Raw genomic sequence first — 19,503 nt, 5'->3', positions numbered from 1 at the left:
GGACCCGGACCGGGGCTGTTCCTGGGGCACTTCTCCCGCGTCAGACGTTAATCGTCGCCGTCACCCGACGGTCGGCGATCGAGCGGCCCACCTGGATCTCGTACGAACCCTTCACAAACGTCCACGAATTGGTCTGCTCGTCCCACATCTCGAAAGCGCGGCGCGGAAGTTCGATCACGGCCTCGGCCGTCTCGCCGGGGCCCGCCGCCACGCCCGCGAAACCGGCCAGCCCGCGCGCCGGGCGGTCGGTGCCGGGCTCGGCCGGCGCCAGGTAGATCTGCACGACCTCGCGCCCCGCACGCTCGCCGGAGTTGCGGAGGCGGACCGTGACCGTGGTCCCCTCGACCTTGACGGACTCGTACGTCCACTCGGTGTAGCCGAGGCCGTGCCCGAAGGGGTACGACGGGACCCGGCCCTCCTTCTCCCAGGCGCGGTAGCCGATGAAGACGCCCTCGTCGTAGGGGAGTTCGCCTGCCGAGGGGACTACCCGGGTGACCGGGGCGTCGGTCAGGGAGCCCCAGGTGGTGGGCAGCCGGCCACCGGGCTCGTGGGCGCCGGTGAGGACGTCCGCGAGTGCCGCGCCGGCCTCCTGGCCGGGGAACCAGCCGAGCAGCACCGCGGCGACGTCCTCGCGCCACGGCAGCTCCACCGGGGAGCCGGAGTTGACGACCACGACGGTGTCGGGGTTGGCGGCGGCGACGGCGCGGACCAGGTCGTCCTGGCGGCCGGGCAGGGTGAGGTCCGTGCGGTCGAAGCCCTCGGACTCGACGCGGTCGGTGGTGGCGACCACGACGACGGCCGTGTCGGCGTTGCGGGCGGCCTCGACGGCCTCGGCGATCAGCTCGTCGGGGTCGCGTTGCGGCTCCTGGTGCGCGAGGGTGAAGCCGACGACCCTCAGCGGGACGCCCTCGGGGAACTCGACGACATGGGTGAGGGAGACCTCGACCGGTGCGCCGGCGGTGAGTTCGGGCTGGGCGCGGGGAACGGGAGCGCCGAAGAAGGCGGCGAAGGGGTCCTCCTTGGCGGGGCGCTGGACGTCGTCGTAGTACGCCGTGCCGTCGATCGTGAGCTTGAACGCGCCGATGCCCTTGATGCCGAAGGTGTGCGGGCCGGTGTCGCGCGGGGTGAACGTGCCGGTCAGCTCGACGGTGCGCAGGGCCTCGTGGGTCACGCCCTCCGGAAGGTCACCGCCCATCCACTGGATGTGGCCGTTGGGGGCGGAGCCGGTGCCGATGACGGTCCCGTCGGCGTCCCGGCACACGGCCCGCAGTTCGAAGCCCTTGTCGGCGATGCCGAGTTCGGTGTTCGGGTCGGCGCCGACGGCGTAGGCGAGGGTGCCGTCGGGCAGGGCGGCGGTGAGGCCGTCGAGCGGGGAGACGATCCGGTCGGGGAAGACGGTGGCGGAGCCGCCGCCCAGGACCCGGGCGTCCCGGGCCGCCGCGCCGATCAGCGCGACGGTGCCGTTCGGCCGCAGCGGGAGGGCGCCGCCCTGGTTGCGGACCAGGACGAAGGAGCGGCGGGCGATCTCGCGGGCGAGTTCGGGGCCGTCGACGCTCTCGGGGTACTCGGTGACGACGGGCTCGGCACCGTCGAGGATCCCGACCCGGGCGGCGAGCCGCAGGACGTTGCGGACGGCGTCGTCGACCTTGGCCTCGGTCACCTTCCCGTCCCGTACGGCCTGGGCGAGGGGCTCGCCGTACACGGTCTGCGGGCCGGGCATGGCGACGTCGAGGCCGCCCTCGATGGCGCCGACGGTGGACCGGGCGGCCATCCAGTCGGAGACGTTGCAGCCGTCGAAGCCCCATTCCCCGCGCAGGACTTCGTTCACGAGGTACCGGTGCTCGCTCATCGTCGTGCCGTTGACCGTGTTGTAGGCGGTCATGATGCCCCAGGGGTGGGCGTTTTCGACGATGATCTCGAAGGGCGCCAGATACAGCTCGCGCAGGGCGCGTTCGGAGACGAGGTTGTTGACGGTGAAGCGCTCGGTCTCGGCGTCGTTGGCGACGAAGTGCTTCACGGTGGTGCCGACGCCGCCGGACTGGACGCCGTTCACATAGCCCGCGCCGATGGTCCCCGTCAGGTACGGGTCCTCGCTGTACGCCTCGAAGTGGCGGCCGCCGAGCGGGGAGCGGTGGAGGTTGACGGTGGGGGCGAGCAGCACGTGGACGCCCTTGCGGAGGGCCTCCTGGGCGAGGAGGGTGCCGGCGCGGCGGGCGAGGTCCGGGTCCCAGGTGGCGGCGAGGGCGGTGGGCGAGGGCAGCGCGACGGACGGGTCGTCGGCGGTCCAGTGCACACCCCGTACGCCGATCGGGCCGTCGGACATGACGAGGGACTTCAGGCCGATCTCGGGCAGTGCGGGCAGGGTCCAGGTGTCCTGGCCGGAGAGCAGCCGCGCCTTCGCGTCGAGGTCGAGCGCGGCGAGGGCGGCCTCGACGGCCGCCTCGCGTGCTTCGTCGGCCTGAGTACGGGTTCCCGTCATCGCGGTTCCTCCTCGTTGAGTCCGGACTGTGCCTCCATCCTGCATCGGCTCCCTGTAGAGAGGTAGGTTTCGTTATCTTGCTGTTATGTTATGGGTACGACGATGCCGTACGGTGACGCCATGAACGCCAGGGTCAGAGGCGAGGAGCGCCGCGCCGAGATCGTGCGGGCGGCCCTGGAGGTGATCGCCGAGCGCGGTTACCGCGGGGCGAGCCTCGCCGCGGTGGCCGAGCGGGTCGGGCTCACCCAGCAGGGGCTGCTGCACTACTTCCCGACCAAGGACGCACTGCTCGTCGCGGTGCTCCAGGAGCGGGACCAGTGGGACGCCGTGCCCGACACCCGGTGGCGCGTAGACCTGCTCGCCTCGCTCGTCGAGTACAACGCGATGCGGCCCGGCATCATCCAGACCTTCTCGGCGCTGCTCGGCGAGAGCGTCACCGAGGGGCATCCCGCGCGCGAGTACTTCACCGAGCGCTACACGCGCGTGCGGGCGAGCATGGCGGAGGTCCTGCGCGTCGAGTACGGCGACCGGCTGCCGAACGGGCTGACACCGGAACGTACGGCGCCCTTGCTGGTCGCCGTCATGGACGGGTTGCAGTACCAGTGGCTCCTGGACCCGGAGTCGGTGGACATGCCGGGCGCGTTCCGCGACTTCCTCAGACTGCTGGGCGAGGACGCGGACTGACGGCGGCGACGACCTCGACCTCCACGCGGGCCTGAGGCCTGAACAGCCTCGGCACCTCGAAGGTCATGCTGGTGGGCGGGGTGCCGGCGAGGAACTGCCGCCGTACGGTGCCGTATTCGTCCAGAGTGCCGATGTCGGTGAGGCAGGTGCGGATGTTGATGACGTCCGTCAGCGTGGCGCCGTGGGCCTTGAGCAGGGCGGCGATGGTCTCGAAGATGCCGCGGGTCTGCTCGGCGACCGTGGCGCCCTCGGCGATCTGCCCGGAGAGGAACAACAGCGCGCTGCCGTCGGCGTGTTCGACGCGGGCGACCTGGGAGTAGTACGGGCTCAGGGGCTGGGGTGCGGAGGGCGGGTTGTCGACGCTGATCTGCATGCCGTCGACGCTAGGCGCGGGCTTGCGATGCGACAAGCGAGTGTCCAGCATGACTGCCATGCCGAAACAGCATGAGTATCAGCAGGAGACTCAGCCTGAGTTCCCCGAGGTCTCCAGTGTGTGGCTGAGGGCGTTCCTGGAGGTCGCCCGGCTCGGTTCCTTCACCGGCGCCGCCCGGACCCTCGGGTGGACGCAGTCGGCGGTGTCCCGCCAGATCTCCACGCTGGAAGGGGCCCTGGGCGGGGCCCCGCTCTTCGACCGGCTCCCGCGGGGCGTGCGGCTCACCGAGGCGGGGCGGGTTCTCATGCCGTATGCCGAGGCGATCGCGGAGTCGTTGCACGGGGCCGTGCGGGAGCTGGCCGCGCTGCGTGAAGTGGCGGGCGGGCGACTGCGGTTCGGTGCCTTCGCCACGGCCGACGCGGGGCTGGTGCCGCAGGCGCTGGCCGCCTTCCGCGCCGCACACCCTCGCGTCCAGGTCACCCGCGAGGAGGGCTTCACCCCGGCCCTCCTGGACCGGCTCACCGCGGGCCACCTCGACCTCGCGGTCGTCTCGACCACGGGCCGCGCCCCGCTGGAGGCGTACGAACTCCACCACCTCCTCGACGAGTCCCTGTACGTCGCCGTCCCCGCCGGTCATCCGCTGGCCGGCAGCGACCCCGTCCGGCTCGGCCGGCTCGCCGATGCCGAATGGATCTCCGGCAGTTCCCGTCCCGAGGGCACCCTCCTCGACGTGGCCCTGCGACAGGGCTTTCGGCCACGTGTCGCGCACGTCGTCGGCGAGTGGACCGCCAAGCAGGGGTACGTCGCCGCCGGCCTCGGAGTGGCGCTGGTCCCGGCGCTGGCCGCGGCGTCCGTGCGCCCGGACGTCCGGCTGGTACCGGTGCTGGACGAGGGCGGGCCGGCGCGTGCGGTGTACGCGGCGACGATGCGGGGGCGGTCGCCGGTGCCGGCTGTGGAGGCGTTCGTCGGGGCGCTGCGGGAGGCGGCGGTGTCGGTGGGGGTGTCGGCGCGCGCCATGGCGTAGTCCACACCATGGCGTAGTCCCCTCCCGCCACGCGATACTTCCGGCGTCCCGCACGACGCAGCGCTCTGCCTCACCCCCACCGTGACGGAAGGACCGTAATTCCCTTGAATTCCATACGTGTTCGGATCGGCGTCCTCTCAGTGGCCGTGCTGGCCGGACTCTCGGCTCCCACGACAGGAGCTGCCGCCGCCCAGTCCGCGCCCGCGCCGACCGTGGAGGAACAGCGCCTCGACAAGGCCGTACCCCAGGAGATCCTGCGGCGCTCCGGATTCGACGCCGCGGCGGCGGAGTTCGCGGGCGACCTGGCCGGCGCGCGCTCCTACGCGCAGGCCCACCGGGTCGTCACACGCGAGGGGTCGGCGCTCTGGCGCAGGGCCGTGGACCGGGCGCAGGGGCGCGGTCCGGCGGGGGGTGACTTGAGCCGGGACGACGATCGGCCGCTGTACTGGGCGCGGTTGTCGATGACGCGGGACGTGCGGACGTGGGAGCCGGAGTTCGGGCTGAGCGACGCCCAGCGGGGTGCTCTCATCGGCGCGTTGGAGCGGGTCTCGCGTGGCCAGACCGACATCCGCCATGCGGCCGGTGCGGCCGGTAAGGGCATGAAGCGGATCCTCGTCACCGGGTTCGACCCCTTCACGCTCGACCGGGACATCCGTATCTCCAACCCGTCCGGCGCCACCGCGCTCGCCCTCGACGGCGCGGTGATCGAGACCGCGGACGGGCCGGCCCGGGTGGAGACCGCCATGTTCCCGGTGCGGTGGCAGGACTTCGCGGACGGGATGGTGGAGCGGGCGCTGCGGCCGTATCTGAAGCAGGTCGATCTGTTCACGACCGTGAGCCAGGGGCGCGTCGGGCGGTTCGACGTCGAGCGGACCAACGGGGCCTGGCGGGGCGGCTTCCAGGACAACGACAACATCGGGCGGACCGAGACGGTCCCCGTCGCCGATCCGGCCTCGCAGCCGCAGTGGACCACGACGACGCTGCCGTACCGGGAGATCGTCGCCGCGAACACCGGGCGGTTCCCCGTGTACGACAACACGAGCGTGACCGAGATTCCGGCGGGCGGCACGACGGCGGTCGTACGGCCGGACGGACCGACTCCGGGCTCCACCGCGCGGGCCGGGGGCGGCGGGGACTACCTCTCCAACGAGATCGCCTACCGGGCGACGCTGCTCCGGGACCGGCTCGGGCTGCACGACTCCCTGCCGGGCGGGCATGTGCACACGCCGGTGTTGCAGTTCGGGGCGGGCAACACGGATCCGGCGTCGGGGGCGGTGACGGATCCGGAGTTCGTGCGGAACCGGCTGGACATCATCGCGCAGGTGCGGGGGATTTTGACGGCCGCGGTGGAGGCGACGGCGGGTTCGTAGGCACCCGGCGTCGGGGCGGGGTTCCCTGGGGGCCGGTTCCCGGGCCTGCGGCCCCCGGACCCCCGCTTCGGCCCTGAACGGGCCTCGTCCTCAAACGCCGGACGGGCTGGTGTGCTCGGGCCGGTCCCCGAACGGGGCGGCGCCTTCCCCGTCCCTCTCCTCCTCCGTCTCCTCCCCCATCAGCTCCCGAGCCATCAGCGTCGCCCCCGCCACCGCGCCCGGCATCAGGAACACCGCGACGAACGGCACCAGGAAGGCTGCTGCGAGGGGGGCTCCGAAGCCCCAGATGAGGGACTTGCGGGAGCGGAGCACGGCGAGGCGGTCGCGGAGTTCGACGCGGCGGCGTTGGAGGGCGACTGCCGTGAGTTCCTCGGTGAGGAAGAAGCCGGTGACGAAGACGCCGATGACCGGTACGGCCGTCTGGCCGACGACCGGGATGAAGCCGAGGGCGAAGAGCAGGACGCCCCAGAGAGCGGCGCGCAGGACGATCCGCAGGCTGTCGCGGCCCGAGATCCACAGTTCGCGCCAGAGCGGCAGCCCGGACTCGGGGGCCGTGCCGTCGGGAGAGACGTCCCGGTCGACCTTCTCGGAGAGGTTCTCGTAGAAGGGCTGGCCGATCAGCAGGGTGACCGCCGTGAAGGTGATGACGGAGAGGAGCAGGCCCAGCGCGAACAGGACGGCGGTGAGGAAGCCGCGGAACAGGCCCTGCCACGGGCTCGACCAGTCGTCGGCGAACGGCGTCGACCAGGACACGAAGTCCTCGCCCCAGAGTGCCAGCCCGACCAGCGCGGCCACGTAGAGCACCAGGGTGATCAGGCCGGGGATCAGCCCGAAGCCGTACTGCTTGCCGTGCCGGGCCACCCACCGCTGGCCCCTGAGGAGATACCTGAACCCGGTCCCAAGATCGCGCATGGTTCGCACTCTAGTCGGGCCGTGTCACACGGCAGTCACGGTCGCTTCGGGGCCCGGTCACCGCAGCACCCGCCCCCGCATGGGCCATCCGGGGCATCCGTGACACCAACTCCCTCTTGTTGCGGTTGAGTCGAACAGGTACACCTCGCCGTATCGATCTCAGGAAGTTCCGAGGAGGTACGCGTGCGCACGACGAGAACCGTTCCCGCGAGACCCGTTCCTGCCAGGCCCGTTTCCGCCCGATCCGTTCTGATCACCGCCCTCGCCCTCACCACGGCGGGCTCCCTGCTCCTCACCCCGCACACCGCCGTGGCGGATCCCCAACCCCCGGGCCATCCCCCGGTCCATCGCGAGGCCGCACTCGACCGGAATGCGGCGCGCACGCCCGCGAGCGCCGCCCAGCGGGCCCTCGGCGCCGCCGAAGCGCCCTCAGCAGCGATCGCCGACGACAGCCGCGGCTACCCGCGCCGGCAGGTACTCACGCCCGACCCCGAGAACCCGGCCGACAAGTCCATCAAGCTCGGCCTCACCCCGTACCACGCCATCGCGCCGAAGCTGAACGCCCTCCAGGCCCTCGGCGACCGCGTGAGCGTCGAGGTCGCGGGCCGCTCGGCGGGCGGGCACCGGCTCTACCTCGTCACCGTCACCGCGCCCGAGACCGCCCGCCAGGCCCGCACGCAGGCCCGGATGCGCGAGCTCATCGAGAACGCGCCCGCCCTCGCCGCCAAGTCCCCGGAGGTCAGGAGGAGTTACAAGGCGCCCGTCTTCCTCAACAACAACATCCACGGCAACGAGTGGGAGGGCACCGACGCCAGTCTGAAGCTCATCGAGCGGCTCGCCACCGCCACGGACGCCAGGACGCGCGACCTCCTCGCCCAAAGCCGCCTGTACTTCAACATCACCGCCAACCCGGACGGCCGTATCGCCGGAACCCGCGCCAACGCGGGCGGCTTCGACATGAACCGGGACTTCGCCACCGCCTCGCAGCCCGAGACCCGGGCGATGCGGCAGATCATGATCGACAAGCAGCCGGCCGTCCTGCTCGACCTGCACGGCTACGTCAACGGCACCCTCATCGAGCCCACCACTCCCCCGCACGGCGAGAACTACGAGTACGACCTGTTCCTGAAGAACACCTACGCCAACGCCCTGCGCATGGAGGCCGCCGTCAACGGCCTCGGCTACACGCCGGCGAAGGACGGGGTCGAACCCGCGCAGATTCCCTTCCGGGACCAGGAGGAGGGCTGGGACGACTGGCCGCCCATCTTCACCCCGCAGTACGCGGCCTTCCACGGCACGGTCGCCGCGCACACGGTGGAGATCCCGATGCAGGTGAACAACAACGCCTACAACACGCTGCCGCAGGCCGAGCTGCGGCGCCGCTCCGCGATCAACGTCGACGTCGCCGGGGCGGCCCTGCGCGCCACCCTCGACTTCGTCCAGGAACGGCGTACGTCACTCGTCGCCGACCAGATCGAGGTCTTCCGGCGGGGAGCCGCGGGCGCCGCGCAGGTGCCGGTGTCCGAGGAGACCGTCCCGGGCGTCCCCGGCATCGGCCCCGAGGACGTCTACACGACCACCTTCCCCCGCGCCTACGTCATCCCGGCCGGCACCGGCGCCCAGCGCTCGGCCCCTGCCGCCGCCCGCCTCGTCGACCACCTCCTCGCCAACGACGTCCGGGTCAGCCGGGCGGCCCACGCCTTCCGGCTGGGGGGCCGGACGTACGCCAAGGGCTCGTACGTCGTCGACATGCGCCAGCCCAAGCGCGGCCTGGCGAACGTGCTCCTCGCGGACGGGCGGGACATCAGCGACAAGGTCTCGGCGATGTACGACATCTCGGGCTGGAGCCTCGGCCGGCTGTGGGGAGCTGCGGTCGAGACCCTGCCGGGCATGCCCTACGGCGCTGCCCTGCGCCCCGTCCGTGCGGCGGCCCCCGTCGCGTACGTCGCCCCGCGCGGTGACCTCCGGCTGAGGCTCGACGACCCGAACGAGGTCGCCGCCCTCAATTCCCTGCTGCGGCAGGGCATCGAGGCGCGCCGGGCCGCCGACGGCAGCGCGATCGTGCCGGGCTCGGCGCGCCGACAGGCCCTGGCGGCCGCCCGTGCGTACGACGTCGCCTTCCATGCGACGAAGCTCACCGGCACCGTCCCGCTGCACCGCACCCGTGTCGCCGCCGCCGTCACCGCGGGCGAGCTGTTCGCGCTGCGGGAGATGAACTTCGAGGTCACGCCGGTCTCGACGGATGTGCTGAACGCAGGGTTCGACTGGTCGTCGGTGGACGTGCTGTTCGTGTCGGCGGGGTTGGAGTACGACGACCTCACCGCCCCCGCCCGTACGGCCCTCGACGCCTTCCTCGACGGTCACGGGCTCGTCGGCAGGGGCGCCACCGGCGCCGCGCTCAACACGGCGACGGGACTGCTGGCGGCGAAGCCGGTCGAGGGCAACGGGGACGCCAACGGTGTAGTACGCGTCGTGAATTCGGGCAGCACTCTGATGTCCGGTGCTCCGGGCCACGGCTTCGTCTACGCGCCCGTGTGGTTCACCGACCTCGGTCCGGACGTGCGGGTCGAGCAGGCGTACGCGGCCGGGAACCCGCTCGTCTCCGGGCACTGGCGGGCGTCGGCGGACGGCTCCGGCGGGCCGGCGGACGCGGCGGGGCAGGCGTCGGTGGTGAGCGGCACGGGAGCCGTGCTGTTCGGCACGGAGCCGCTCTTCCGGGACCATCCCAAGGGAGAATTCGCCCAGGTCGGCAGGGCATTGTTCAGCATGGCGCAGGCCAGTGGCACCACATGAGGAGAGCGGATGACACCAGTGATCCACGGCACCGTAGTGGACGGCTTCGAGCGGGTACGTGAGGAGTTCGCCGGGTTCGTGTCGGGCGAACTCCCGGACTACGAGGGCCAGTTGTGCGCGTACGTGCACGGCCGGAAGGTCGTCGATCTGTGGGCCGGTGACGGCTGCGAGGCCGACTCCCTCTACGGCGTGTTCTCGTCCAGCAAGGGCGCCGCTCACCTCGTGGTCGCGCTCCTGATCCAGGAGGGCACGCTCGAACCGGACCGCAAGGTGACGTACTACTGGCCGGAGTTCGGTGCCGAGGGCAAGGGCTCGCTGACCCTGCGCGAACTGCTCGCCCACCGGGCCGGGCTGGTCGGGCTCGACGCCGGGTTCACCGACGACGAGCTGGCCGACGACCGTGCCATCGCCGAACGCCTCGCCGACCAGCGGCCGTTCTGGCGCCCCGGCACGGCCTTCGGCTATCACGCGCTCGTCATCGGCGCGCTCACCGGCGAGGTCGTACGCCGTGCCACCGGCCGTACGCTCCAGGAGGTGTACGAGGAGCGGGTCCGGGCGCCGTACGGCCTGGGCTTCCACCTCGGGCTGCCCGCGGAACTGGACCACCGCTACCGCTCCGTGCAGCCGATGGCCCCGACTCCGGAGCAGCAGGCGGTGCTGGACTCGGTACCGCAGGGGCCGCACACGCTGTCATCCATCGCCTTCAACACACATGTACCGGAGCCGGGGGGACTTGCGGACTACCCCAACTCCCGTACCGTGCGCGCCAACGGTCCCGCATCGGCGGGCGGCGTCGCCTCCGCGCGCGGGCTCGCCGGCATGTACGCGGCGGCGATCAGCGAGCTGGACGAACGGCCGCCCCTGCTCAAGCCGGACACCATCGCCGAGGTCGGCCAGATCCACTCGACCGGGTACGACCTGGTGGCCCGGGCCCACAAGTCGTACGCACTCGGCTTCCAGGCGACGGCCGACACCTGGTACCCGTTCCTGGGCGCCGGCGCCTTCGGCCACAGCGGCGCCGGCGGCTCCCAGGCCTTCGCCGACCCCCGCAGCGGCCTGACCTACGGCTACACCCGCCGCCGCTGCGCCTTCCCGGGCGGAGCGGCACCGGAGAACCAGCGGTTGGTGAGGGCGGTGCATTCGGCGGCGCTGGCGAGCTGACCCATCTCCAACGCACGGCAACGGCCCACCAACCTCACTGGGCCGACGACACCGGCTGAGGCGCCCCGAAGGCGACCGAGCCATCAGGAGGCGAGGCCGCACCCCATGTGTCCAGGGGTGCGGCCTCCTGTCGTACGGAACGAACCGGCTCAGACCAGCGTCACGGTGATGTTGCCGCGGGTCGCCTTCGAGTACGGGCACACCTGGTGGGCCTTTTCGAGCAGGTTGCGGGCCGTCGCGGCGTCGACGTTCGGGATGGCCGCCGAGATCTCCACGATGATCCCGAAGCCGTCGTCGTTCTTGCCGATGCCGACCTTCGCGGTGACGGTCGAGCCCGTGATGTCGGCCTGCTCCTGGCGGGCGACGACGCCCAGAGCGCCCTGGAAGCAGGCGCTGTAGCCGGCCGCGAAGAGCTGCTCCGGGTTGGTGCCGGCGCCGCTGCCGCCCATCTCCTTGGGCGGGTTGACGACGACGTCGAGCTTGCCGTCGTCGGTGGCGACGCGGCCGTCGCGGCCGTTCTCGGCGGTGGCGACGGCGGTGTACAGGACCTCGGACTGCTGGATGGACATGCGGTGTCTTCCTCCTCGGTCCGCCGCGACTCGCGCCCACGATCGCGACGGATTTCGGAAAGAAGTTACCGCATGTCGGAAACCCAGCACAGGGCCCGGCCCACGGCCCGGCCCACCGCCCGGCCCAGCCCTACAGCTGGACGATCATCTTCCCGGTGTTGTCACCGCGCAGCACCCCGAGGAACGCCTCCAGGTTGTTCTCGATGCCCTCGACGAACGTCTCGCGGTACTTGAGCTGCCCCGAAGCGACCCAGGGGCCGACCTCCTGGACGAACTGCGGCTGGAGGTCGTAGTGGTCGCCGACGAGGAGGCCCTCGATGCGGGCGCGGGTCGCGATGAGGCGGGCGAGGTTCTTCGGGCCGGGGGCGGGCTCGGTGTTGTTGTAGACCGAGATCATGCCGCAGACGGCGATCCGGCCATGGAGGTTGATCTGCCCGATGGCGGCCTCCAGGTGGTCGCCGCCGACGTTGTCGAAGTAGACGTCGATGCCGTCCGGGGCGGCCTCGCGCAGCTGCTCGGCAACCGAGCCGTTCTTGTAGTTGAAGGCGGCGTCGAAGCCGTACTCCTCCACGAGGAGCTTGACCTTCTCGTCGGAGCCGGCGGAGCCGATGACGCGGGAGGCGCCCTTGAGCTTGGCGATCTGCCCGACCTGGCTGCCGACGGCACCCGCCGCGCCGGACACGAAGACGGAGTCGCCCTCCTTGAAGACGGCGGTGCGCAGCAGGCCGGCGTAGGCGGTGAGGCCGGTCATGCCGAGGACGCCGAGGTACGTGGACAGGGGCGCGGCGTCCGGGTCCACCTTCACGGCGCTCTTGGCGTCCACCGCGGCGTACTCGCGCCATCCGAAGAAGTGCAGGACGTGGTCACCGACGGCGATGCCCTCGGCGTTGGACTCGACGACCTCACCGACGGCGCCGCCCTGCATGACCTTGCCGAGCTCGAAGGGGGCGACGTAGGACTTGGCGGCCGACATGCGTCCGCGCATGTACGGGTCGACGGAGAGGTACTTGTTCCGTACGAGCACCTGGCCCTCGCCGGGGGTCGGCATCTCGGCCTCGACCAAGGCGAAGTCCTCGGGCTTGGGCCAGCCGACGGGGCGGGAGAGGAGGTGCCATTCGCGGTTGATCATGGGAGGGGTGCGCCTTTCCGTGCGTACGTTTTTACTTCAGTACCTGAAACAACCATGCTCCTGAATATTTCAGGATGTCAAGTAATGGGGGTACCCTGAGAGCATGGCCACCATTCCGCAGAAGACCCACCGTCCCGATGACATGACCCTGGAAGTCGTCGACCTCATCGGCTCGGTCGTGGCCCGCTATCACCAGGAGTACGAGGAGGCCGCCGCCGAGCACGCCCTGACCGGCGCGCAGGCGCGGCTGCTGAGCCTGCTGTCTCTGGAGCCGCTGCCCATGCGGAAGCTGGCGCAGCGGCTGCGCTGCGAGCCGTCGAACGTGACCGGCATCGTGGACCGGCTGGAGTCCCGCGGGCTGGTGGAACGCCGGCCGGACCCGGCGGACCGGCGCGTGAAGCTGGCCGCGGCGACCGAGGAGGGCCGCCGGGTGGCGCGCAGCCTGCGGGAGTCCCTGCGGTTCGCCCGGGAGCCGCTGGCAGGGCTGTCGGACCAGGAACGGCTGGCCCTGCGGGACCTACTGCGGCGGATGCTGGACGCCTGACCGGCTGGAGCCGGCTCCGCCCGCGCCCCGCACGAGGGTGCGCGGCCGACCACGAGCTGACCGGCCGCGCCGCCCCTGACCTGCCCCCCGCGGGCTGGTGGAACACCGGCCGAACCCAGCCGACCGGCGCATGAAGCCGGCCGCGGCGACCGAGGCGAGCCGCCGGGTGGCGCGCAGCCTGCGGGAGTCCCTGCGGTTCGCCCGGGAGCCGCTGGCGGGGCTGCGGCGGATGCTGGACGCCTGACCAGCTGGAGTCGGCTCCGCCCGCGCCCCGCACGAGGGTGCGAGGCCGTCGACGAGGCCGACTACGAGCTGACCGGCCGCGCCGCCCCTGACCTGCCCCCCGCGGGCTGGTGGAACACCGGCCGAACGCAGCCGGCCGGCACATGAAGCCGGCCGCCACGGCCGAGGCGGGACGCCGGGACCCGGAACGGCCGGCGCTGAAGGAGCTGCTGCGGCGGATGCCGGACGCCTGACCGGCTGGAGCCCCGCGGGCTGGTGGAACACCGGCCGGACCCGGCAGACCGGCGCATGAAGCCGGCCGCGGCGACCGAGGCGGGACGCCGGGGCCCGGAACGGCCGGCCGAAGGAGCTGCTGCTGCGGATGCTGGACGCCCAGGGATTCGCTGGACGCCCGGGCCCCGTCCGCCCGGTGATCGCCGGTGGGCGGGCTGATCGCTTGCGGGCGGGCCGGTCCGGGGTGAGGATCGGATGGTGGGTGTTGAGGGTGTCATGTCGCTCGGGCATCCACGAGGCGTGTGATGGGTGCGAAGTCACGCTCGGCCGACGGGAGCCACGGCGATGCCGTCATGAGGGCGGTGACCCCGGGCGGTGACCCGGTTCTCGCCGCACGGTTCGCCGTGCCGACGGTCCCCCGGACGTTCGTGCGCCGGGCCCGGCTGCTCGATCAGCTGGCCGAGCGCCCCCGCACTCCGCTGACGCTGGTGAACGGGCCCGCGGGGGCCGGCAAGACCCTGCTGGTCGCCGACTGGATCACGGCCCGCGAGCTGGGGGGCGTCGCCTGGCTGACGGTGGAGCCGGAGGACAGCGCACCCGGCGTGTTCTGGGCCTACGTCCTGCTTGCCTTCCGGCACCACGGAATCGCCCTCCCCTCGGACATCGGCAGCCCCGCCCACCCCGGCGAGGTGGACCACTCGCTGCTGGCGCGGGTCGCGGCCTGGCTGGACGGACGGGACAGGCCGGTGACCCTCGTCCTGGACGAGTTCGACCGGGTGGCAGGGTGCGCCGAGGTGGCCGACGGACTGCAGTTCGTGCTCCGCCATGCGGGCGACGGCCTGCGCCTGCTGGTCGTCAGCCGTACGGAGCCGCTGCTGCCGCTGTACCGCTATCGGGCCGCCGGTGAGCTCGTCGACATCCGGGGCGCCGATCTGGCGTTCCGCGCCGAGGAGACGGCGGCCCTCGCCGACCGGCACGGACTGGCGCTGTCGGGCGCGGGCGCGCGCGTGCTGACCGCGCGCACCGGCGGCTGGGCCGCGGGACTGCGGCTGTGCACGCTGGCCGCCCAGCGGGCCGACGACCCGGAGGCCTTCCTGGCGGAGTTCGAGCCGGGGCACAGCACGGTGGCCGACTTCCTGCTGGGCGAGGTGCTCCGCGCCCACCCGTCCGACACCCAGGATCTGCTGCTGCGGGCGAGCATCCTGGAGGAGATCCACCCCGATCTGGCCAACGCCCTCACCGGCCGGGGCGACGCGGAGCCGATCCTGGAGGGCCTGCAACGGGCTAACGCGTTCGTCGAGCCCATCGGGCACTCCTGGTACCGGCTGCACCCGCTGTTCGCGGAGATCCTGCGGGTGCATCTGGGCGTCCGCCATCCCGGCCTGGAGCCCGAGCTGCACCGTACGGCCGCCCACTGGCTGAGCCGGGCGGGGCTGCTCGACGAGTCCCTGTCGCATGCGGCGGACGCGGGTGACTGGGAGCTGGCCGCGAGCGAGTTCATCGGCCGGCTGGCGATCGGCCGGCTGCTGACGGGGCTGTCCGCCGAGCGGCTGGACGGCCTGTTCGCCAGGATGGCGCCGGAGGCGTCGGGGCCGGCCCCCGATCTGGTGCGCGCGGCGCGCGAGTTGGCCCACCATGACGTCGAGCGCGGCGTCACCTACCTGGGGCGTGCGGAGGAGAACCTGCCCGACGACGACTCCGGCGACGCGGCCGCGATGCGGCTGAGCTGTGCGGTGCTGCGGGTGCTGGCCGCCCGGGTGGCGGGCTCGGCGGACCTGGCCGAGCTGGCGGCGAAGGCCGCCGCGGAGGCGGAGCGGGCCCTGCCCGCCGACCGGCTGGAACAGTGCCCGGAACTGACGGCCCTCATGCTCACCGACCTCGGATCGGCGCAGCTGTGGGCGGGCCGCTTCGATGCCGCGCGCTCGACGCTGTCCGACGCCGTCCGCTCCCCCCAGGAGCCCTCGACGGCCTTCGCCCGGCACGAGGCGCTGAGCCGCCTGGCGCTGATCGACTTCCTGCAGGGCCGTCCCGGCCAGGCGGAGTCGCACGCCAGGGGCGCGGTCGCGGAGGCGGAGCACTCGGGGCTGCCGGTGTCCGACCGGACCGGGATGGCCCAGCTCGTGCTGGCCGCCGTGGCCATCGACCGCGACGACCTGGCGGCGGCGCAGGGCCAGCTCGACCGGGCCGCCGCCACGTCCGCGGCCTCCCGCGATCCCGTCGTGGCCGTGGAGCTGGCGATCCTGCGTTCGCGGATGCTCTTCGCGAAGGGGGACTCCCGCTCGGCGCTGCTGGCCCTCGACGACGTGGCGAAGCACCCGCTGGTCTCCGCCGAGGCGTCCCCGTGGGTGAGCGACCGGATCGCGATGGCCATGGCCGCGGCGCACCTGGCCGACGGCGATCCGAAGGCCGCGGTGAAGGTCTTCGAGGACCGGCCGGCCCACGGCCCGGAGAGCCTGGTGGCGGAGGCCAGGGCACGGGTCGCCGCCGGTGAGGGCGAACGGGCCCTGCGCATCCTCGACGAGCTCGAACTCCCCGAGCACCGCGCCCCCGGGCCCGTCATCGACGTATGGATTCTGCTGACCCGTGCGCAGGCCGCCGACGCGCTCGGCGACTCCACCGCCGCCGAGAGCCTGCTGCTGCGGGCCCTGGCCGCCGCGCGCCCGCATCACCTGAGGCGGCCGTTCCTCGACGCCGGGGCCTGGGTCGGACGGCTGCTGCTCCACCGGCCCGCGCTCGCCCGGGAGCATGCCTGGCTGACCGGTACGCCCGCGCCCGGGCGGAAGGAGCCCGTGGGCCCGCGCCCGGAAACGCTCAGCGCGCGGGAGCGGGACGTCCTGGAGCGGTTGGCGCAGCTCATGTCCACCGAGGAGATCGCCGCCGACCTGCATCTGTCCGTGAACACGGTGAAGACGCACCTCAAGAGCATCTACCGCAAGCTCGCCGCCACCCGACGCGGCGAGGCGGTCCGCCGGGCCCGTGAGTTCGGGCTGCTGTGACGTGTCACCTCGCCCGGGTGATGCCACCCGGGCCCCAGGTCGCCGAGCATGAGGTCATGCGCTACGAGATCCGCGTCGACGGGCAGATGTCGGATGAGTTGACCACGGCGTTCCCCGAGTTCGACAGCTTCGTCGTCCCCAACCAGACGGTGCTGTACGGCCAGGTCGACGACGAGGCGCACCTGTACGGCCTGTTGATCCGTTTCCAGTCGCTGGGGCTGCGCGTGGCGGAGTTCCGCCGGCTTCCGGAGTGAACGTACGGCTCAGCCCGCGAGCACCTTCGCCTTCGCCCGCTCGTACTCGGCGTCGCTGATGTCGCCGTGGTCGTGCAGCCCGGCGAGCTTGGTCAGCTCGTCCGCATGGGTCGGCCCGGCCGCCCCGGTGGTCCCGGTCGTCCCGGTGGTCCCGGTCGTCCCGGTGGTCCCGGTCGCCGGGGTATCGGCGGCCACCTCCTGGACGTAGGAGCGGAACGCGTCCTCCTGGCGCCGTTGCTGGCGTACGTCACGCTCACCCATGCCGCGCCCGCGGGCGATCAGATAGATGAAGACGCCGACGAACGGCAGCACACAGACGAAGACCGCCCAGCCCGCCTTGCCCCAGCCGCTCATGCTGTCGTCCCGGAAGATGTCTCCGAAGACCCGGAACAGCATCACGAACCACAGCACCCACACGAAGAACCAGAGCATCGTCAGGAAAACGTTGAGCAGCGGATAGTCCACGGTCGCCTCCACCTGCCGGCCGTCGTGGGGCCACGGCGGCACTCCAAGCCTGTTGTGGTCCACGCTGCGCCTGTCGCCCCGGGACGGCATCACCCGGAGCGGGTGGGGTGCCGCCGCCGACCACGGCAGCGCCGCGGGCCCCCGCCCGGGCCGGCCGCGCGCCCGCTGCCGCCGGGTTTCACCTGTCAGGGGTGAAGCCCCGCCCGGAGCGCGCTCCAACGATGAACGTGGAGCCGTATCAGGCGTGCTTCGGCGTACCGAGGGCCTACCAGGGGCGTACCGGTGGAGGTGGGCAGGCATGGTCGACCGCTATCCGCCCATCGCCGAGCACGGAATGGTCGGCGACCTGCAGACCGCGGCTCTGGTCTCGTCCGCCGGAACCATCGACTGGTGGTGCACACCGCGCTTCGACTCGCCCAGCGTCTTCGCGTCGCTGCTGGACAGCGAGCGCGGGGGCCACTGCCGGTTCGCCGTGGATCTCCCGGAGGGCGAGGGGCTGACGGTGCGACAGCTGTACCTGTCCGACACGGCGGTCCTGATCACGCGGTACATGGCGCCCGGCGGCGTGGGCGAGGTCGCCGACTTCATGCCTCCCGTCGACTCCCCGACGCCGACCGACCGGCACCGGATCATCCGGATCGCCCGCGTCGTCCGGGGCAGCCTGCCCTTCACCTTCTCCTGCCGCCCCCGCTTCGACTACGCCCGCGCCCCGCACGCCCTCACGCTCCCGCCGGACGACGACCGCTCGGCGGTCTTCCACGGCCCCGGAACCGACCTGCACCTCCAGTGCACCCCCGGGGTCGCCTTCCACGCGGACGGCGACGACGTCACCGGCCGCGTCACCCTCTCCGCCGGGCAGGCGGTGGCCGTCGTGCTGACCGGCACCGCGAGCGGCGGCGCCCCCGGGCCCGCGCCGATACTGGCCGGCCTGGTCGACGACATGAGCTCGTGCCGCACCTTCTGGCTGTCCTGGCTGCGCTCCTGCTCCTACCGAGGGCGCTGGCAGGACACGGTGAACCGCTCGGCGATCACGCTCAAGCTGCTCACCTACGCCCCCACGGGCGCACCCATCGCCGCCGCCACCATGGGACTGCCCGAGCAGATCGGCGGCGAGCGCAACTGGGACTACCGCTACACGTGGATACGTGACGCCTCGCTCTCCGTGCGGGCGCTGATCGATCTGGGCTTCGAGGCGGAGGCGTACGCGTACCGCCGCTGGCTGCGCGAGCGCGTCGAAGCCGGTGGCACCGCCACGGGGGACCCCCTGCAGATCATGTACCGGATCGACGGCGACCCTCATCTCACCGAGGAGACCCTCGACCATCTGGAGGGCTACCAGGGCTCACGGCCCGTCCGGGCCGGCAACGCGGCCGCCGGCCAGCTCCAGCTCGACATCTACGGCGAGGCGGCCGACGCGCTGGCGGTGCGCGGCGACATCGGGGCGATCCGCGGCTGGAACGCCGTGCGCGACGTGCTGGACTGGCTCTCCGAGCACTGGGACCAGCCCGACGAGGGGATCTGGGAGACCCGTGGCGGCCGGCAGAACTTCACCTACAGCCGGCTGATGGCCTGGGTCGCCTTCGACCGCGGTATCCGCGGATCCATCTCGCATGGCCGCCCGGGCCGGATCGACCGCTGGACCGAGACCCGCGACGCGATCTTCCGGCAGATCGTCGAGCGCGGCTGGCACCCCGGGCGCCAGGCCTTCGTCCAGCACTACGACACGGACGTCCTGGACGCCTCGCTGCTGCTGATGCCCCAGGTCGGCTTCATCTCACCGCACGACCCGGACTGGCTCACCACCCTCGACGCCATGGACAAGGAGCTGGTCAGCGACAGCCTCGTCTACCGCTACGACCCCGGGGCCTCGCCCGACGGGCTGCGCGGCTCCGAGGGCACCTTCAACCTGTGCAGCTTCTACTACGTCGAGGCCCTGGCCCGCAGCGGCCGGCTCGGGCGGGCCCGGTACGCCTTCGACAAGATGCTCACCTACGCCAACCCCGTCGGCCTCTTCTCGGAGGAGATCGGCCCCTCCGGCGAACAACTCGGCAACTTCCCCCAGGCGTTCACCCACCTCGCCCTGATCAACGCGGCCACGGCCCTGGACGAGCAACTCGGCCGGGCCGAGGCGAGCCCGACACACGGCCACGGCCCGTACGACCCGCCCCACGGCTACACGATGCCAACCGCGCCCGCCGGCGGCGACGACGGTGGCTGACCCGGACTCGGCCTGAGCGTGATGCTCACCCCGTCCGTGAACGTCGTCCAGTCGCCGTCCCGGTGGCCGCGGCACT

15 protein-coding genes and 2 pseudogenes are annotated in these 19,503 nt (G+C 72.4%); 11 read left to right on the top strand and 6 right to left on the bottom strand.

The annotated features are described in order from the left end of the window. Nucleotides 1-40 precede the first annotated feature (40 nt). On the bottom strand, nucleotides 41-2,479 hold the full coding sequence (locus OG331_RS34140) for a beta-glucosidase (RefSeq protein ID WP_406203336.1): 2,439 nt from the start codon (nucleotides 2,477-2,479) through the stop codon (nucleotides 41-43). Between the two features lie 102 nt (nucleotides 2,480-2,581). Between OG331_RS34140 and OG331_RS34135 the strand changes: the two genes are divergently transcribed. Continuing rightward, nucleotides 2,582-3,163 carry a TetR/AcrR family transcriptional regulator gene (locus OG331_RS34135; protein ID WP_406210462.1) on the top strand — a complete coding sequence of 194 codons (582 nt, stop codon included), beginning with the start codon at nucleotides 2,582-2,584 and terminating at the stop codon, nucleotides 3,161-3,163. Here the strand turns inward: OG331_RS34135 and OG331_RS34130 are convergent. Beyond that, nucleotides 3,135-3,536, bottom strand: a complete 402-nt coding sequence (locus OG331_RS34130) for a RidA family protein (protein ID WP_406203333.1) — start codon at nucleotides 3,534-3,536, stop codon at nucleotides 3,135-3,137. The two genes, OG331_RS34135 and OG331_RS34130, sit on opposite strands and share 29 nt — an antisense overlap. A gap of 49 nt (nucleotides 3,537-3,585) precedes the next feature. Between OG331_RS34130 and OG331_RS34125 the strand changes: the two genes are divergently transcribed. Next, the gene (locus OG331_RS34125) at nucleotides 3,586-4,560 is read left to right on the top strand and encodes a LysR family transcriptional regulator (protein WP_406203330.1); all 975 of its coding nucleotides are present in this window, start codon (nucleotides 3,586-3,588) and stop codon (nucleotides 4,558-4,560) included. 104 nt (nucleotides 4,561-4,664) lie between these two features. Next, entirely contained in the window at nucleotides 4,665-5,930 is a 1,266-nt protein-coding gene (locus tag OG331_RS34120) for a pyroglutamyl peptidase (protein WP_406203328.1), read from the top strand. 90 nt (nucleotides 5,931-6,020) lie between these two features. Here OG331_RS34120 and OG331_RS34115 read toward each other — a convergent pair whose 3' ends face one another. Continuing rightward, a complete protein-coding gene (locus OG331_RS34115) occupies nucleotides 6,021-6,842 on the bottom strand; it encodes an EI24 domain-containing protein (protein WP_406203325.1) in 822 nt (273 codons plus the stop codon). A 183-nt stretch (nucleotides 6,843-7,025) separates the two neighbouring features. Between OG331_RS34115 and OG331_RS34110 the strand changes: the two genes are divergently transcribed. Together OG331_RS34110 and OG331_RS34105 are read left to right on the top strand one after the other, a co-directional pair. Beyond that, on the top strand, nucleotides 7,026-9,635 hold the full coding sequence (locus tag OG331_RS34110; protein WP_406203322.1) for a M14 family zinc carboxypeptidase: 2,610 nt from the start codon (nucleotides 7,026-7,028) through the stop codon (nucleotides 9,633-9,635). 9 nt (nucleotides 9,636-9,644) lie between these two features. Further along, a complete protein-coding gene (locus OG331_RS34105) occupies nucleotides 9,645-10,796 on the top strand; it encodes a serine hydrolase domain-containing protein (RefSeq protein ID WP_406203319.1) in 1,152 nt (383 codons plus the stop codon). Nucleotides 10,797-10,945: 149 nt separating this feature from the next. Here OG331_RS34105 and OG331_RS34100 read toward each other — a convergent pair whose 3' ends face one another. Both OG331_RS34100 and OG331_RS34095 read right to left on the bottom strand, forming a co-directional pair. Continuing rightward, the gene (locus tag OG331_RS34100) at nucleotides 10,946-11,365 is read right to left on the bottom strand and encodes an organic hydroperoxide resistance protein (protein WP_362377790.1); all 420 of its coding nucleotides are present in this window, start codon (nucleotides 11,363-11,365) and stop codon (nucleotides 10,946-10,948) included. Between the two features lie 130 nt (nucleotides 11,366-11,495). After that, the gene (locus OG331_RS34095) at nucleotides 11,496-12,494 is read right to left on the bottom strand and encodes an NADP-dependent oxidoreductase (protein WP_406203316.1); all 999 of its coding nucleotides are present in this window, start codon (nucleotides 12,492-12,494) and stop codon (nucleotides 11,496-11,498) included. A 103-nt stretch (nucleotides 12,495-12,597) separates the two neighbouring features. Between OG331_RS34095 and OG331_RS34090 the strand changes: the two genes are divergently transcribed. The 5 genes and pseudogenes from OG331_RS34090 (at nucleotide 12,598) to OG331_RS34070 (ending at nucleotide 16,744) form a co-directional block, all read left to right on the top strand. Next, entirely contained in the window at nucleotides 12,598-13,038 is a 441-nt protein-coding gene (locus tag OG331_RS34090; RefSeq protein WP_363035803.1) for a MarR family transcriptional regulator, read from the top strand. A gap of 88 nt (nucleotides 13,039-13,126) precedes the next feature. Next, nucleotides 13,127-13,282 (top strand): annotated as a pseudogene (locus OG331_RS34085) (MarR family transcriptional regulator); the annotation flags it as partial. Between the two features lie 230 nt (nucleotides 13,283-13,512). Continuing rightward, nucleotides 13,513-13,605: pseudogene (locus OG331_RS34080) on the top strand (MarR family transcriptional regulator); the annotation flags it as partial. A gap of 242 nt (nucleotides 13,606-13,847) precedes the next feature. Next, a complete protein-coding gene (locus tag OG331_RS34075) occupies nucleotides 13,848-16,490 on the top strand; it encodes a LuxR C-terminal-related transcriptional regulator (protein ID WP_406203312.1) in 2,643 nt (880 codons plus the stop codon). Nucleotides 16,491-16,546: 56 nt separating this feature from the next. Then, nucleotides 16,547-16,744: a hypothetical protein gene (locus OG331_RS34070; RefSeq protein WP_328881926.1), complete on the top strand. Its 198-nt coding sequence runs from the start codon at nucleotides 16,547-16,549 to the stop codon at nucleotides 16,742-16,744. Between the two features lie 9 nt (nucleotides 16,745-16,753). Here OG331_RS34070 and OG331_RS34065 read toward each other — a convergent pair whose 3' ends face one another. Next, complete coding sequence (locus OG331_RS34065; RefSeq protein ID WP_406203309.1) at nucleotides 16,754-17,209, bottom strand: SHOCT domain-containing protein; 456 nt, start codon at nucleotides 17,207-17,209, stop codon at nucleotides 16,754-16,756. 298 nt (nucleotides 17,210-17,507) lie between these two features. Here OG331_RS34065 and OG331_RS34060 point away from each other — a divergent pair, with 298 nt between their 5' ends. Continuing rightward, on the top strand, nucleotides 17,508-19,427 hold the full coding sequence (locus tag OG331_RS34060) for a glycoside hydrolase family 15 protein (protein WP_406203307.1): 1,920 nt from the start codon (nucleotides 17,508-17,510) through the stop codon (nucleotides 19,425-19,427). Nucleotides 19,428-19,503: the final 76 nt, after the last annotated feature.

Origin of the sequence: Streptomyces sp. NBC_01017, from assembly GCF_045162795.1 — a bacterium.
GTDB lineage: Bacteria > Actinomycetota > Actinomycetes > Streptomycetales > Streptomycetaceae > Streptomyces > Streptomyces machairae.
This window is presented reverse-complemented; position numbering and strand designations above follow the sequence as displayed.

What these genes read in the sequence shown, in the direction of transcription:
- OG331_RS34130 (WP_406203333.1), bottom strand. Translation starts at nt 3,536, where the DNA reads ATGCAGATCAGCGTCGACAACCCGCCCTCCGCACCCCAGCCCCTGAGC.
- OG331_RS34135 (WP_406210462.1), top strand. Translation starts at nt 2,582, where the DNA reads ATGCCGTACGGTGACGCCATGAACGCCAGGGTCAGAGGCGAGGAGCGC.
- OG331_RS34100 (WP_362377790.1), bottom strand. Translation starts at nt 11,365, where the DNA reads ATGTCCATCCAGCAGTCCGAGGTCCTGTACACCGCCGTCGCCACCGCC.
- OG331_RS34105 (WP_406203319.1), top strand. Translation starts at nt 9,645, where the DNA reads ATGACACCAGTGATCCACGGCACCGTAGTGGACGGCTTCGAGCGGGTA.
- OG331_RS34125 (WP_406203330.1), top strand. Translation starts at nt 3,586, where the DNA reads ATGACTGCCATGCCGAAACAGCATGAGTATCAGCAGGAGACTCAGCCT.
- OG331_RS34075 (WP_406203312.1), top strand. Translation starts at nt 13,848, where the DNA reads ATGAGGGCGGTGACCCCGGGCGGTGACCCGGTTCTCGCCGCACGGTTC.
- OG331_RS34090 (WP_363035803.1), top strand. Translation starts at nt 12,598, where the DNA reads ATGGCCACCATTCCGCAGAAGACCCACCGTCCCGATGACATGACCCTG.
- OG331_RS34115 (WP_406203325.1), bottom strand. Translation starts at nt 6,842, where the DNA reads ATGCGCGATCTTGGGACCGGGTTCAGGTATCTCCTCAGGGGCCAGCGG.
- OG331_RS34095 (WP_406203316.1), bottom strand. Translation starts at nt 12,494, where the DNA reads ATGATCAACCGCGAATGGCACCTCCTCTCCCGCCCCGTCGGCTGGCCC.
- OG331_RS34060 (WP_406203307.1), top strand. Translation starts at nt 17,508, where the DNA reads ATGGTCGACCGCTATCCGCCCATCGCCGAGCACGGAATGGTCGGCGAC.
- OG331_RS34070 (WP_328881926.1), top strand. Translation starts at nt 16,547, where the DNA reads ATGCGCTACGAGATCCGCGTCGACGGGCAGATGTCGGATGAGTTGACC.
- OG331_RS34140 (WP_406203336.1), bottom strand. Translation starts at nt 2,479, where the DNA reads ATGACGGGAACCCGTACTCAGGCCGACGAAGCACGCGAGGCGGCCGTC.